This window comes from Pseudoflavonifractor phocaeensis (assembly GCF_038439875.1).
Lineage (GTDB): Bacteria > Bacillota > Clostridia > Oscillospirales > Oscillospiraceae > Vermiculatibacterium.
In genome coordinates, this window is record NZ_JBCDMT010000004.1 from 159,331 (window position 1) to 173,045 (window position 13,715).

Annotated in this window: 14 protein-coding genes; 11 read left to right on the forward strand and 3 right to left on the reverse strand. The window is 57.6% G+C overall.

The features are described from left to right. Position 1: 1 nt before the first annotated feature. Both AAEU42_RS07975 and AAEU42_RS07980 read right to left on the reverse strand, forming a co-directional pair. Positions 2 to 382 (reverse strand): DUF4363 family protein, encoded by a 381-nt coding sequence (locus AAEU42_RS07975; RefSeq protein WP_342233013.1) that lies wholly within the window; start codon positions 380 to 382, stop codon positions 2 to 4. Next, positions 379 to 1,059, reverse strand: a complete 681-nt coding sequence (locus AAEU42_RS07980) for a DUF421 domain-containing protein (protein ID WP_342233014.1) — start codon at positions 1,057 to 1,059, stop codon at positions 379 to 381. The genes AAEU42_RS07975 and AAEU42_RS07980 overlap by 4 nt, the downstream gene beginning before the upstream one ends. A gap of 135 nt (positions 1,060 to 1,194) precedes the next feature. On the opposite strand from AAEU42_RS07980, the gene AAEU42_RS07985 reads away from it, so the two are divergent. From AAEU42_RS07985 to guaA, 7 genes are all read left to right on the forward strand, one after another. After that, positions 1,195 to 2,040 carry a metallophosphoesterase gene (locus AAEU42_RS07985; RefSeq protein ID WP_342233015.1) on the forward strand — a complete coding sequence of 282 codons (846 nt, stop codon included), beginning with the start codon at positions 1,195 to 1,197 and terminating at the stop codon, positions 2,038 to 2,040. Between the two features lie 144 nt (positions 2,041 to 2,184). Beyond that, positions 2,185 to 3,273: a carbamoyl phosphate synthase small subunit gene (locus AAEU42_RS07990; RefSeq protein WP_342233016.1), complete on the forward strand. Its 1,089-nt coding sequence runs from the start codon at positions 2,185 to 2,187 to the stop codon at positions 3,271 to 3,273. After that, complete coding sequence (gene carB, locus AAEU42_RS07995) at positions 3,273 to 6,548, forward strand: carbamoyl-phosphate synthase large subunit (RefSeq protein ID WP_342233017.1); 3,276 nt, start codon at positions 3,273 to 3,275, stop codon at positions 6,546 to 6,548. The genes AAEU42_RS07990 and carB overlap by 1 nt, the downstream gene beginning before the upstream one ends. Before the next feature lie 38 nt (positions 6,549 to 6,586). Next, positions 6,587 to 7,234 carry a hypothetical protein gene (locus AAEU42_RS08000; protein WP_342233018.1) on the forward strand — a complete coding sequence of 216 codons (648 nt, stop codon included), beginning with the start codon at positions 6,587 to 6,589 and terminating at the stop codon, positions 7,232 to 7,234. 20 nt (positions 7,235 to 7,254) lie between these two features. Beyond that, positions 7,255 to 7,845 (forward strand): hypothetical protein, encoded by a 591-nt coding sequence (locus tag AAEU42_RS08005; protein WP_342233019.1) that lies wholly within the window; start codon positions 7,255 to 7,257, stop codon positions 7,843 to 7,845. 1 nt (position 7,846) lies between these two features. Continuing rightward, positions 7,847 to 8,197, forward strand: a complete 351-nt coding sequence (locus AAEU42_RS08010) for a hypothetical protein (RefSeq protein ID WP_342233020.1) — start codon at positions 7,847 to 7,849, stop codon at positions 8,195 to 8,197. A 12-nt stretch (positions 8,198 to 8,209) separates the two neighbouring features. Then, a complete protein-coding gene (gene guaA / locus AAEU42_RS08015; RefSeq protein ID WP_342233021.1) occupies positions 8,210 to 9,751 on the forward strand; it encodes a glutamine-hydrolyzing GMP synthase in 1,542 nt (513 codons plus the stop codon). 177 nt (positions 9,752 to 9,928) lie between these two features. Here the strand turns inward: guaA and AAEU42_RS08020 are convergent, their stop codons facing one another. Then, on the reverse strand, positions 9,929 to 10,486 hold the full coding sequence (locus AAEU42_RS08020; protein ID WP_004010378.1) for a helix-turn-helix domain-containing protein: 558 nt from the start codon (positions 10,484 to 10,486) through the stop codon (positions 9,929 to 9,931). Between the two features lie 166 nt (positions 10,487 to 10,652). On the opposite strand from AAEU42_RS08020, the gene AAEU42_RS08025 reads away from it, so the two are divergent. From AAEU42_RS08025 to AAEU42_RS08040, 4 genes are read left to right on the forward strand one after another with little or no spacing between them, the layout of a single operon-like run. Continuing rightward, on the forward strand, positions 10,653 to 10,841 hold the full coding sequence (locus tag AAEU42_RS08025; RefSeq protein WP_004010379.1) for a helix-turn-helix domain-containing protein: 189 nt from the start codon (positions 10,653 to 10,655) through the stop codon (positions 10,839 to 10,841). Between the two features lie 13 nt (positions 10,842 to 10,854). Continuing rightward, positions 10,855 to 11,931 (forward strand): site-specific integrase, encoded by a 1,077-nt coding sequence (locus AAEU42_RS08030; protein WP_004010380.1) that lies wholly within the window; start codon positions 10,855 to 10,857, stop codon positions 11,929 to 11,931. Positions 11,932 to 11,934: 3 nt separating this feature from the next. Beyond that, positions 11,935 to 12,255 carry a plasmid mobilization protein gene (locus tag AAEU42_RS08035; protein WP_004010381.1) on the forward strand — a complete coding sequence of 107 codons (321 nt, stop codon included), beginning with the start codon at positions 11,935 to 11,937 and terminating at the stop codon, positions 12,253 to 12,255. Between the two features lie 3 nt (positions 12,256 to 12,258). After that, a complete protein-coding gene (locus tag AAEU42_RS08040) occupies positions 12,259 to 13,413 on the forward strand; it encodes a helicase RepA family protein (RefSeq protein WP_031474225.1) in 1,155 nt (384 codons plus the stop codon). Positions 13,414 to 13,715: the final 302 nt, after the last annotated feature.

A 13,715-nucleotide genomic window follows, 5' to 3' on the forward strand; every position in this document is an offset into this window, starting at 1 on the left:
TTTAAAGGATATTTTTTAAGTTGAGCTGTTCCGCTTCCGCCAGCAGCTCCAGCTCGGCAATCAGCCGGGCGTTGGCGGCGGAGTATTCTCCACCTTCCTGGCATTGGATGAATTCCGCCACCTCACGAAAGCTGGTATAGACCTCATCAGTCTCACTGTGGCGGAGGAGGATGTGGAGATATGCGGTTTTCTCATCCCACTTGTGGTGAGCCAGCTGGGTCAGCTCTTCGGCGCTGGCCCATTCGTTTTGCTCCGCCTTGGCCTCGGCCGCCTCCAAAAGGCCGGTGAGCTCCTGGGTGAAGGAATTGAGATAGAAGCTGTGGCTCAGAGTTCCGGCCAAAACGGCCAGTAATAGGGCGACGGCAATCCAGACCCGCTTCATTTTTGATCCTCCTTCAGGGCAAAGTAGACCCGCCCCATCTCATCTGCCGTTAAAAGATACACGTCCTCCGGTTTTTTGGCTCCGTGGGCTTTGAGCTGTTTCATCAGCCATCCGCTGTCGTAGCCGCGAAGCTTGAGATTGTGGTTCAGGATCCGGCCGTCGTTGATGATGACAACGGGGAGCCCGGCCTCTTCAGGCGCCACGTTCAGATCCTTGGCGATGGGTGGCTTTTGGTCGGCGAAGGGAAGGACGGAGATCTGCCCGTTCGTCTCTAAAATAGCGTATTTTACGGTGGAAATGTCGGTGACGCCCTTCATGCGGAGCTCTTCCATCAGTTCATCCACGGTAAAACGGTTTTTTGCCATTTCACGCTGATGAAGCTTCCCATTTTCCACGATAATTGAGGGTCGGCCGCAGATGATGGCGCGGAATTTGATGCTTTTCATGGAGAGGACGGATATGATCATAGTGACGGAGAGCAGCGTGAGGATCGGAATGATGCCGGAGAGCAGGGGAATGCCGAAATCCTGCATGGGGACCGCCGCCAGATCGGCGATGATCAGAGCCAGTACCAGCTCCGAGGGCTCCAGCTCGCCCACCTGCCGCTTTCCCATCAAACGGATCCCGACAATGATGAGCAGATAAAGAATGATCGTACGGACAAAGGCGATGACCATAGTGTAACCTCCCCGGCGTGTTCTTCTGTTCAGTATGACCTTTTTTAATGGGAGTATGCGGGACAAAAACGTCAGAAAAAGTTTAAAACAAGAAGAACGCTACCGTGGTAAAATCGGTAAAAAAGGAGGGAGACCATGGCTCGAAAGAAAAAGGCGGTCCACATCCTGACATTGGCGGCCCTCCTCCTGGGGGTGTTTGTGTGGAAGGGGCTGGATCAGCGGTTGACGGTTCGATCCTATACCGTAGAAAGCGAAAAACTGACCGAGCCGGTGCGGATCGTTTTTCTTTCCGACCTTCACTCCTGTGATTATGGAGAGGGGCAGGGTGAACTGCTGGAGAAGGTAGAGGCTCAGGCGCCGGATGCCGTTTTGCTGGGCGGGGATTGGGTGGACGACGATTTCGGCCGCCTTCCCCCGGCACGGGCCTACGCCGCCGCGAAGGCTCTGGCGGAGCGGTGGCCTGTTTATTATGTGGCAGGGAACCATGAGGTCTGGAGCGGGCTGGCGGATGAGATCAAAACAAACATGGCGGCCTGTGGTGTTACGGTGCTGTCGGGGGAACGGGCGGAACTGATGGCGGGGGGACAGCCTGTCCAGATCTGTGGGATCGACGACCCGGACGCGGGGGAGCGGTCCTGGATGGAGCAGCTTCAGACACTAAAACAGGAGACGGCCGGCACTTCCTTTTCCATTCTGCTGACCCACCGGCCGGAGCGGATCGCGGAGTACGGCGGTTTTGACCTGGCACTGGCCGGACACGCCCATGGGGGACAGTGGCGGATCCCTGGGCTGATCAACGGGCTGTTCGCACCCAATCAGGGCCTCTTCCCGGAGTATGCCGGGGGAAAATACCTGGTGGATGGCGGCGGCGTGCTGATCGTGGGCCGTGGGCTGGCCCGGGAGAGCACCCGGATTCCCCGGTTTTATAATCCTCCGGAGGTGGTGACCGTCGATTTGCTCCCGGCGGTTTGCCAAGAATAAAAAACGCCGCGGCAGGCCCCTTTGTCCAAAACAACAGATTTTTTGGTTTGAGGGAAATCGAGGAAATTTCATATTGTCAACCGCCTGATTTTGGGATAAAATCAGACAGATAATGACTGCGAGGAGAAAGGCGGGAGGCAAGATATGAGAGCGACCCTCATTCTGGAGAACGGCGCAGTGTTCCGGGGCGAGAGCATGGGCGATACGGCCGACCGGGTCTGTGAGATGGTATTCAACACCTCGATGACCGGTTACCAGGAAATTTTGACCGATCCATCCTACGCGGGACAGGGCATCGTGATGACCTATCCCCTGATCGGCAATTACGGCGTCAATGGTTTCGATAATGAGTCCCAGCAGCCCTGGGCGGAGGCGTTTATTGTCCGTCATCTGGCCGAGCGCGGCAGCAATTTTCGCCGGGAGGACGATCTGGACAGCTATCTCAGACAACATCATATCACGGGCATCCAGAACGTTGATACCCGTGCGCTGACGCGTTTACTCCGCAGTCAGGGGACCATGAATGGCATGATCACCTGCGCGGAGGATTTTTCTATGGAGGCGGTTTTGGCGAAGATCAAGGCCTACCGGGTCGCGGGGACCGTGGAGCGGGTGACCCGGAAGGAGATGGAACTCTGTCCTGCCTTTGGGGAAGAAAAGTACAAGGTCGCCCTGATGGACTACGGTGTGAAGACCAACATGATCCGCTGCCTCCAGAACCGTGGCTGCGCGGTGACGGTCTATCCTGCCCATACACCCGCCCAGACGGTGCTGGCAGGGGGGTACGACGGGGTGATGCTCTCCAACGGCCCCGGCGACCCGGCGGATAATTCGGAGATCATTGGTGAAGTGAAGAAGCTTTACGAATCTGATTTGCCGCTCTTTGCGGTCTGTCTGGGCCATCAGCTTCTTGCCCTGGCCACTGGAGCGAGCACCCGGAAGATGCGGTTTGGACACCGGGGGGGCAACCATCCGGTGAAGGATCTGGCGGAGGGCCGGGTCTTTATCACCTCCCAAAATCACGGCTACGCCGTGGTGGCCGACACTGTGGACCCCGCTGTGGCAGAGGTTTCCCACATCAATGTCAACGACGGCGGCGTGGAGGGCCTTACATATGTAAGGAAGAATTGCTTTACAGTCCAGTTCCATCCGGAGGCCTCTCCCGGTCCCATGGATACGGAGTACTTATTTGACCGCTTTGTTGCGTCCATGGAGAAGGGGGGCGAGCAGTAATGCCGAAGGATCCAAATATCCACAAGGTGCTGGTGCTGGGCTCCGGCCCCATCGTCATCGGCCAGGCCGCCGAATTTGACTACGCCGGCACCCAGGCCTGCCGGGCCCTGAAGGAAGAGGGCGTGGAGGTGGTGCTGGTCAACTCCAACCCCGCTACCATCATGACCGACAAGGACATCGCCGACCACGTGTATATCGAACCGCTGAACATCGCCTCGGTGACCCAGATCATCGAGAAGGAAAAGCCGGACGCCATTCTGCCCACCCTGGGCGGACAGACCGGGCTGAACCTGGCCATGAACCTCCACGAGCAGGGGCTTTTGGAGCAATACCATGTGCGGCTGCTGGGCACCTCTCCCGAGTCCATCCGCAAAGCGGAGGACCGGCAGGGCTTCAAGGACGCCATGGAGGAGATCGGCCAGCCCTGCGTGGTGTCCGACGTGGTGGAGGCGGTGGACGACGCCGTGGCCTTCGCCGAGAAGATCGGCTATCCCGTCATCGTCCGGCCCGCCTATACCCTGGGCGGCAGCGGCGGCGGTATCGCCTACGACGAGCCCTCCCTCCGGGAGATCGCTGACCGGGGCATCCATCTGAGCCGGGTGGGACAGGTACTCATCGAGCGCTCAATCGCCGGGTGGAAGGAGATTGAGTTCGAGGTCATGCGGGACTCGGCGGGCAACGTGATCCAGATCTGCTCCATGGAGAACGTGGACCCCGTGGGCGTCCATACCGGGGACTCCATCGTGGTGGCCCCCACACAGACCTTGGCTAATAAGGAGTTCCAGATGCTCCGCTCCGCCTCTCTGAGCATCATCTCCGCCCTGGAGATCGAGGGCGGCTGCAACGTACAGCTGGCCCTGAACCCGGAGAGCTTTGAGTACGCCGTCATCGAGGTCAACCCCCGGGTGTCCCGGTCCTCGGCGTTGGCTTCCAAGGCTACCGGCTACCCCATCGCCAAGGTGGCGGCCAAGATTGCTCTGGGCTATACCCTGGATGAGATACCCAATGCCGTGACGGGGAAGACCACCGCCTGTTTTGAGCCCACCCTGGACTACTGCGTGCTGAAGATCCCCCGCCTGCCCTTTGACAAGTTCACCACCGCCAGCCGGACTCTGGGCACCCAGATGAAGGCCACCGGCGAAGTGATGGCCATCGGAAACTCCTTCGAGGCGGCGCTGATGAAGGCCATCCGCTCTTTGGAGCTGCCGGTGAAGTCTCTTAAAATGGATGGCCTGGATGAACTGTATACCGAAGAGATCGAGGACCGTCTGGTCAACATCGACGACCAGCGTCTCTTTGTGGTGGCGGAGGCCCTCCGCCGTGGGTTCTCCCCGGAGAAGATCAACGCCATCACCAAGTATGACATCTGGTTCCTAGACCGGCTCCAGCATATCGTGGACATGGAAAACACCCTGGAGAAGGGGGTGCCTGACACCGATATGCTTCGGAAGGCAAAGGAGCTGGGCTTCTCCGACAAGTGGATCGCCGACCTCTCCGGGACTACCGCCGACGCGGTGAAGGTCGCCCGGGAAGCCGCCGGAATCCGTCCCGCCTTTAAGATGGTGGACACCTGCGCTGCCGAATTCGAGGCAGAGACCCCCTATTACTACTCTACTTACGATGAGGAAAACGAGGCAGGCCAGCCCCATGACTGGGGCACCGCCCCCGTGGCCCCCAGTCTGCTGGGCCAGCACGCGTACCACCTGCCGCCGGAGCCCAAGGAGGGGAAGCGGAAGGTGCTGGTGCTGGGCTCCGGCCCCATCCGCATCGGGCAGGGCATCGAGTTTGACTACTGCTCAGTCCACTCGGTTTGGGCGCTGAAAAAAATGGGCTGTGAGACCATCATCATCAACAATAACCCTGAGACGGTTTCCACGGACTTCGACGTGGCCGACAAGCTCTACTTTGAGCCGCTGACCCCAGAGGACGTGGCCGCCGTGGTGCATCAGGAAAAGCCCTGGGGTGCCGTGGTGCAGTTCGGCGGACAGACCGCCATCAAGCTGGCCCAGGCTCTCACCGATATGGGCGTGTTCATCCTGGGCACCTCCGCCGACGGCGTGGACGCCGCAGAAGACCGGGAGCGGTTCGACGAGATCCTGAACGAGTGCGGCATCCCCAGGGCCAAGGGGGAAACCGTGTTTACCGCGGAGGAGGCGCTCAAGGCGGCCAACGCCGTGGGGTACCCCGTGCTGGTGCGGCCCTCCTACGTGCTGGGCGGCCAGGGGATGGAGATCGCCTATAACGACCGCAATATCATCGAGTTTATGAGGGTCATCAACCAAACGGTGCAGGAACACCCTATCCTGGTGGATAAGTATCTCATGGGCCGGGAAGTGGAAGTGGACGGCGTGTTCGACGGGGAGGACATCCTGATCCCCGGAATCATGGAGCACGTGGAGCGGGCCGGTATCCACTCCGGCGACTCCATCTCCGTCTATCCGCCCCTACATATTGAGGAAAAGCACAAGGAGACCATTCTGCGCTATACCCGGGATCTGGCCAAGGCCCTGGGTGTCATTGGCCTTGTGAATATCCAGTTTATCCTCTATAATGATGAAGTATATGTCATCGAGGTCAACCCCCGCTCCTCACGGACCATCCCCTACATCTCCAAAGTCACCGGCGTGCCCATTATCGACCTGGCTACCCGGGTGATGCTGGGGGAGAAGCTGAAAGACCTTGGCTACGGCACCGGCGTTTACCCCGAGGCAAAGTATTATGCTGTAAAGATGCCGGTATTCTCCTTTGAGAAGCTCACCGATGTGGACACCGGCCTGGGGCCGGAGATGAAGTCCACCGGCGAAGTGCTGGGCCTGGCAGAAAACTTTCCCCAAGCCCTGCGGAAGGCCTTTAAGGGGGCCAATTTGAAAGCGCCCAAAAAGGGCGGGCGGGCCATCATCACGGTGAAGGACGAAGATAAGGGTGAGATTGTGGGGATTGCCCGGGGCTTTGCCGATATGGGAGTGGAGCTCTATGCCACCGCCGGGACCCGCCAGGCCTTGTTGGACGCGGGCATTGACTGCAAGCTGGTGGCCCGGGTGTCTGAGGCCCATCCCAACATTGCGGATATGATCGCCTCCGGCACGGTGGACCTGATCATCAACACGCCTACCCACGGCCGGCGCCACGAGAGCGATGGCTTCAAGATCCGCCGCATGGCGGTGGAGCACTCTGTGTCCTGTGTGACCGCCATCGATACCGCGCGGGCCATGCTGACAGTGCGGACCCAGAGCAGGAGCGCCGAGCTGCGGCCCATTGATATTACGGAGATTTAAAGGAAAAGGAGAGAGGCGGGACAATGAGGTATCGCAGAATGAGGATCGACGTGCTGATCTGCCTTGGCCTGGCCCTTCTGGTTGCTATGGGGACCGGGAAGGTGGCGAAAATGATTGCAGCCGCCACCTATGACAGCTATGTGGCCGCACACACTGTGCCGGCTGGAGAAGTCGGAGGTCCGGCGGAAGCGGGGACGTTTCGGGCGCAGAGCGTGGAAGACCTGCTGGATCAAGATACTTTTACCGTTATCTCCCCCGGGATCGAATACCGGAACCGGGGAGGCGGCTACTATGGGGGCCGTTTTTTCGACATGCTCACGCTGCCCTCGGGGGAATTGGTTGCGGCCAGCATCAACGGCGACAGCATCCAGTATGACGGGGAGTTTTATATTTCAGATAAAACCTTGCCCGTAGGGCGGATAGTCTGGGAAGACCTGACGCAGAACGAGACGTTTTTGAATCAGATCCAATATTCCGAACCTTTGAGCCGTACGGATTTCTATGTTGATATGATGGGATATGGTGGAACGCAGAGCTTGGAGAGTTACACCTCTTTTCCGGAAAATGTCGTACAAGTCGTTACGGTCATCGTTTGCTTCCCCCTGCTGCATGCGCTTGGGGCCAAGCTGGGGATTTTCCCTTACTTTTTCCTGCCGAAGAAACTGCGGGAGCAGGAATGGGAATAATACGAAAAGAGGAAAACAACATGTCGGAAGGGCAGAAGCTCAAAAAAGTGAACCTACTCTATCTTTTGGCGTATATCCTGCTTCCCGTGGTTATCCTTGTGATGTGTGCGATTTTGGTATTTCGCTTAGTGGAAAGTTCCAGTGTGGGAGCAATCCTGCTCACGGCGCTTGTGATATTAGCTGTCTTCTGGTGGAGTTTTTTGGGCGAGGCGCTTTATGATAAGGGCCAGGCCAAGCGGGTGAAGGCGCTGGACGAACAGGGCTTTGTCCGCAATCACACTTTTACCAGCGACGGCTGCACGGTAGCGGTAGATTTGGTGCACAAGGAGTTGGCCATGATGTTCCGCTGGAACCCGGGAAAGACTTTCGTCGTGCCTGCCAGCCATATTACCAAGGCGTGGGTGGACGACGGTTCGGGCGGCCCCGGATTTCTGAACGGTACCAGCCGGGTGAGTTTTGTCTTTCTCGTGGATGGCGTGAAGATCCGGGTAAATACGTTCATCTCCAACCGCCGCTGGCGGCTGGAGAGTGACAACGTACTCACCGGTATTTCCAAAGCCGATGTGATGGTGGAGGTTTTAAACGCCGCCGCAGGGATCGGGGCGCAGTAAGATGGGGCTGTTTCGAAAAATGCGGGAGGTCTTTCATGACGACTGGTGCAGCCAGTGCACCGCGGAGATGGAGGTCATACGCAGGAAGCTCTATGCCATGCCCATGACAGTGGGGCACTATGTGGCGCACCCGGAGCCGGAATACTACCGAAAAAACCTGACGCCAGTGTCAAAAAAGGCGGATATTCCAACAGGGCAATATGCCTGCGGCATCATTGCCTACCGCTGTCCCAGCTGCGGACACCGGGCGGTAAAGCTGGATATTTTTCTCCCGGTCCGGGGCATAGAGAAGCGGGAGAGGGCCCTCTATTTTGATGCGGGTGAAATGGACGATTTCCTTTGGCAAATGTAAGGAGGAACATAAATGGATCATCAGATCGTGATCGTTTTGGACTTTGGAGGGCAGTATAACCAGTTGATTGCCCGGCGGGTACGGGAGTGCGGGGTGTACTGCGAGGTAAAGCCCTATACCACTCCGGTAGCTGAGCTCAAAGCCATGGCCCCCATCGGCGTTATCTTTACCGGGGGACCGGGGAGCGTCTATGATCCCAACTCACCTCAGGCGGATCCTGAGATCTTCCGCATGGGGGTCCCTATTCTCGGTATTTGCTATGGCTGCCAGCTTTTGGCCCACAATCTGGGCGGGCGGGTCACCGCCGCCCAGGCCGATTCCGCCCGGGAATATGGAAAGACGGAGACATTCTTCGATACGGGCTGCAAGCTTTTCCGTGGCCTGCCTGACACCGGCATCTCCTGGATGAGCCATGGGGATTACATGGAGAAGGTGCCGGAGGGCTTTTCTCTGGTGGCCCATTCCGACGCCTGTCCCAATGTGGCCATCTGTGACGAGGCGCGGGGATTTTACGGCGTCCAGTTCCACCCGGAGGTCAACCACACGGAAAACGGGGCCGGCATGATCCGGAATTTTCTCTATGAGGTGTGCCGTGCCAAGGGTGATTGGACCATGGAGGATTACCTCAAGACCTCCGTGGCCGCCATCCGGGAAAAGGTGGGGACGGGTAAGGTCCTTCTGGCGCTCTCCGGCGGTGTGGATTCCTCCGTGTGCGCCGCCCTTCTGGCGGAGGCCATTGGGGAGCAGCTCACCTGCGTCTTTGTAGATCACGGCCTTATGCGCAAGGACGAGGGGGACGAGGTGGAGGCCGCCTTCGGGAAATGGGCCATGAACTTTGTCCGGGTGGACGCTGAGACCCGGTTCCTTCTGAAGCTGGCCGGGGTTTCCGAGCCGGAGCACAAGCGGAAGATCATCGGTGAGGAGTTTATCCGGGTATTTGAGGAAGAGGCCGGGAAGATCGGCAAGGTGGATTTTCTTGCCCAGGGCACCATTTATCCCGACGTCATCGAATCCGGCGCGGGAGACGCCGCGGTCATCAAGTCCCACCACAATGTGGGCGGGCTGCCCGACTACGTGGATTTTAAGGAGATCATCGAACCCCTGCGCCTTCTTTTCAAGGACGAGGTGCGTCAGCTGGGCCGGGAGCTGGGCCTGCCGGAATACTTGGTCATGCGTCAGCCCTTCCCGGGGCCGGGCCTTGCCATTCGGGTCATCGGTGACCTGACCAAGGAGAAGCTGGACACCCTCCGGGATGCCGACGCCATTTATCGGGAGGAAATCGCCGCGGCGGGGCTGGATAAGTCCATCAATCAATATTTTGCCGTCCTCACCAACACCCGCAGTGTGGGGGTTATGGGAGATGGCCGTACCTACGATTATACTCTGGCCCTCCGGGCAGTCACTACCAGCGACTTCATGACTGCCGACTGGGCCCGCATCCCCTACGACGTGCTGGATCGGATCAGCACCCGTATCGTCAACGAGGTAAAGGGGATCAACCGCATCGTCTACGACGTCACCAGTAAGCCGCCTGCGACCATCGAGTGGGAATGACGCTCGAAACGGCGAAAACCCGCATGAATACAGGCTTTTTTGCCCGTCCATACTGCTCTTGATACTGGATTGATACTATTTGTGTCCGCCCGGTATTCTCAAGAGAAAAATCCCAAAAGGACAAGCAAAACCGCCCTGCTGAACGACAAATTCAGCAGGGCGGTTTTTTTGCTTGTCTTATTTATTTTTCCGCCAAGGGATATAATATTCGCTTTCCAGGCCATCGTCGCAGGTATGGGGCCAGTTGAGTTTCCATTCAAAATACTCTTCCCTGGTGATCTCCCCGGCGTGTAACTCCTGCTGACGAAAAAGCCATTCCCGCATGAACTCGTCCACAAGGCCATACTGGAAGTACATACCCACGGGAGGGTGTGCGGGCCAGTCATCGCTATCATTGTACCGTACAGCGGTATCATCAGCGGCCCCTGCTCTGCCCGGATTGCGGACAAGTTGGAACAGGCGGATAGCGCCAGGGCTGTCCTCGTCCAGCCAGAAGAATGTCCGCATGAAGTCCTCGGCAGAGCCGGGGGCGATGGTGTAGAAGTTCTGGCGGTCTACCCGCAGCGCCTCGGCCATCTTGTCCAGCAGTTCCCGTTTCGGAACACGGTAATTCGTCTCATACTGGGCGATCCGGTTGTCCGCTCCCTTTTCCTCAAAGCCGATAGCAAGCCCCAATTCCTTTTGTGTCATGCCTCGAAAGGTGCGGATTTTCTTTATCTTGTCTCCGACTGTCATAATATCCCACCGCCTTTGCCAATAGTATAGCGCAAAAAAGCGAAAGATGCAAGATAATCTTTAACAAAAATGCGAAATAAATTCTTGACATTAACACTTATGTTAATGTATAATGAAGATGGTGACATTAACATATTTGCGAAACTAAAATAAGGAGGTGCTGACCATGGAAAAGGAGCTGTTTGTGAGAGCAGAGGAGGTCGCCAGGGAGCTGGGCATTTCCAAGCCCTACGCCTACAAGCTGGTGCGGGAGATGAACGAGGAGCTGAAGAAAAAAGGCTTTCTCACCATTCCCGGACGGGTAAGCAGGCGCTACTTCGAGGAAAAATTCTATGGGCTGCGGGACAGACAATAAGGAGGGAACCACAATGCCGGCATACAAAGACAAGGCAAAGGGCACATGGTATGCGTCCTTTTACTACGAGGACTGGACGGGCAAGAAAGTAAAGAAAATGAAACGGGGCTTTCCCACCAAGCGGGAGGCTCTGGAGTGGGAGCGGACATTCCTGCAACAACAGACCGCCGACCTGGAAATGACCTTTGAAAACTTCGTGGCTGTCTATGTGGCGGACATGAAAGGCCGTATCAAGGAAAACACCTGGGGGACGAAAGAGCATATCCTCTACAAGAAGTTGGTGCCGTACTTCGGCAAGCGGAAGATGTGCGACATTCACTCCAAGGAGGTCATCGCCTGGCAGAATGAAATGCTGGGTTACCGGGACAAGAACGGCAAGCCCTACTCTCCGGTGTACTTAAAAACGCTGCACAATCAGTTGAGCGCCGTGTTCAACCATGCGGTACGGCACTACAATCTAAAGGTCAATCCCGCTGCCCAGGCGGGCAATATGGGAAAGCCAAAGGGACGGGAAATGCTGTTCTGGACAAAGGCGGAGTATCTGAAATTCGCCGAGGCCATGATGGACAAGCCCCTTTCCTATTACGCCTTTGAAATGCTCTACTGGTGCGGCGTCCGGGAGGGGGAGCTGCTGGCCCTCACTCCTGGCGACTTCGACTTTGAGAAACAGACCGTCACCATCTCCAAGTCCTACCAGCGGATTAAGGGCAAGGATGTGATTACCGACCCCAAGACCCCTAAGAGCAACCGGGTCATTCAAATGCCCGCTTTCCTCTGTGAAGAAATGCGAGACTATATCAAGAGCCTGTATGGGGTGAAGCCCACCGACCGCATTTTCACGGTGACAAAATCCTACCTCCACCGGGAGATGGACAGGGGTGCGAAAGAGGCCGGGGTAAAGCGGATCAGAATACACGACCTGAGGCACTCCCACATTTCGCTGCTCATTGACATGGGCTTTACGGCCCTGGCAATCGCTGACCGGGTGGGACATGAAAGCATTGATATTACCTACCGCTACGCCCACCTGTTCCCCACCCGGCAGGCGGAGATGGCGGACAAACTGGACATGGAGCGAAAGGGGGCCTAAATCATGTCAGTGAAAAATCTTGACCGACACAACCGCTGGAGAAACAAAACTGTGGCTTTCCGGGTGTCCCCGGATGAGGACAGGGAAATTGAAACCGCTGTGCGGCTCTCCGGCCTTACCAAACAGGACTACATCACCCGACGGCTGCTGTGCCGGGATGTGGTGGTACAGGGCAACCCCAGGGTGTATAAGGCCCTGCGGAACGAGCTGGCCGCCGTTCTGGAAGAACTGGAGCGTATCGAGGCCGGGAATGGCGTGGATGGGGAGTTGCTGGACACCATCCGGCTGATCGCCGCCATCATGGACGGCATGAGGGAGGATTGATAGATGGATAGATTGCAAGAGAAAACGACTGCCCCATATCCGCCTGTTGGCGCAGACGGGGGACAGTCGCTCTCACAAAAACCTAACCAAAGTATAGCAGAGGGCGTGACAGAACACAAGCCCCCGGAAAGAGATTTGGAGGAAATCCTGCGGCAGATAAGCCGGGTCAATGACCCGGCCTATCTGCCTACCGTGTCTATGAATGACCTCTACGAACAGGTGTACCCCGGCAGACCTCCTGTGGTAGACGGTCTGCTCTATGCGGGGACATATCTCTTTGTGGGCGCTCCCAAGGTGGGCAAGTCCTTTCTCATGGCCCAGCTTGCCTATCATGTGAGTATGGGCCTTTCCCTGTGGGGGTATGAGGTGCGCCAGGGGACAGTCCTCTATCTGGCCCTGGAGGACAACCACCGTCGCTTACAGGAGCGGTTGTACCGGATGTTTGGAGTAGAGAGTACCGGAAACCTGTTCTTTGCCATCGGAGCTAAGCAGCTCGGCGGTGGCCTGGAGGAGCAGCTAAAGGGCTTTGTCCGGGAACACACGGACACCCGGCTTATTATCATCGACACCCTGCAAAAAATCCGGGAGGCCGGGGCAGAGAAGTACAGCTATGCCAACGACTATGAGGTAATCACCAAACTGAAACGGTTTGCCGATATAAGCGGGGTTTGCCTCCTGGTTGTACATCACACCCGCAAGCAGCAGGCCGATGATAAGTTTGATATGATCTCCGGCACCAACGGCTTATTGGGTGCGGCAGACGGGGCCTTTCTGCTCCAAAAGGAGCGGCGGGCAGACAACGCCGCCACCCTGGACATTTCTGGGCGGGATCAGCAAGACCAGCGCCTCTACCTCAAGCGGGACGAGGAACGGCTTGTGTGGGAGCTGGAGCGGCGGGAAACGGAGCTGCGGCAGGAGCCGCCTGACCCGGTGTTGGAGGCTGTTGCCGCCCTGGTAACGGCGGAACGGCCAGAGTGGAGAGGGACGGCCACGGAACTTGTCGCCGCCCTGGGGCTGGATATGAAACCCAATGCCCTGGCTATGCGGCTGAATGTCCGGGCGTGGCGGCTGTCCTATGAGTACCACATCCACTATGAAAGCGCCCGAACCCATGCCGGGCGGAGTATCAAGCTCACGTTGGAGGAACCCCAGGCGTGACGACCGTGACAGCTGTGACAGCTTTTCGGAGTGCGGAGGCGGTGTGTAAAACATCGTCACGGTCGTCACGGCTGTCACGGGGAGCGGGGGCGAAAGTCAAGGGGGGCATACCTGCGGGTGGAGATTGCCGCAAGTCAATACAACCCGTACCCCTTGACTTTCGGCCCACGGAAAACACTTGCCGGGCGGTGGAAAGGCCCCTGGCCTTTCCACCCTGCCCAACGGCGAGTGACAAAGTTTAGGCGGGGTGCAGGGTGCCCTTTTCAAAGGGCGGCCCTGCTGGGGGAGGCAACCGCAGTTGC

What these genes read in the sequence shown, in the direction of transcription:
- AAEU42_RS07975 (WP_342233013.1), bottom strand. Translation starts at nt 382, where the DNA reads ATGAAGCGGGTCTGGATTGCCGTCGCCCTATTACTGGCCGTTTTGGCC.
- AAEU42_RS07980 (WP_342233014.1), bottom strand. Translation starts at nt 1,059, where the DNA reads ATGGTCATCGCCTTTGTCCGTACGATCATTCTTTATCTGCTCATCATT.
- AAEU42_RS07985 (WP_342233015.1), top strand. Translation starts at nt 1,195, where the DNA reads ATGGCTCGAAAGAAAAAGGCGGTCCACATCCTGACATTGGCGGCCCTC.
- AAEU42_RS07990 (WP_342233016.1), top strand. Translation starts at nt 2,185, where the DNA reads ATGAGAGCGACCCTCATTCTGGAGAACGGCGCAGTGTTCCGGGGCGAG.
- carB (WP_342233017.1), top strand. Translation starts at nt 3,273, where the DNA reads ATGCCGAAGGATCCAAATATCCACAAGGTGCTGGTGCTGGGCTCCGGC.
- AAEU42_RS08000 (WP_342233018.1), top strand. Translation starts at nt 6,587, where the DNA reads ATGAGGATCGACGTGCTGATCTGCCTTGGCCTGGCCCTTCTGGTTGCT.
- AAEU42_RS08005 (WP_342233019.1), top strand. Translation starts at nt 7,255, where the DNA reads ATGTCGGAAGGGCAGAAGCTCAAAAAAGTGAACCTACTCTATCTTTTG.
- AAEU42_RS08010 (WP_342233020.1), top strand. Translation starts at nt 7,847, where the DNA reads ATGGGGCTGTTTCGAAAAATGCGGGAGGTCTTTCATGACGACTGGTGC.
- guaA (WP_342233021.1), top strand. Translation starts at nt 8,210, where the DNA reads ATGGATCATCAGATCGTGATCGTTTTGGACTTTGGAGGGCAGTATAAC.
- AAEU42_RS08020 (WP_004010378.1), bottom strand. Translation starts at nt 10,486, where the DNA reads ATGACAGTCGGAGACAAGATAAAGAAAATCCGCACCTTTCGAGGCATG.
- AAEU42_RS08025 (WP_004010379.1), top strand. Translation starts at nt 10,653, where the DNA reads ATGGAAAAGGAGCTGTTTGTGAGAGCAGAGGAGGTCGCCAGGGAGCTG.
- AAEU42_RS08030 (WP_004010380.1), top strand. Translation starts at nt 10,855, where the DNA reads ATGCCGGCATACAAAGACAAGGCAAAGGGCACATGGTATGCGTCCTTT.
- AAEU42_RS08035 (WP_004010381.1), top strand. Translation starts at nt 11,935, where the DNA reads ATGTCAGTGAAAAATCTTGACCGACACAACCGCTGGAGAAACAAAACT.
- AAEU42_RS08040 (WP_031474225.1), top strand. Translation starts at nt 12,259, where the DNA reads ATGGATAGATTGCAAGAGAAAACGACTGCCCCATATCCGCCTGTTGGC.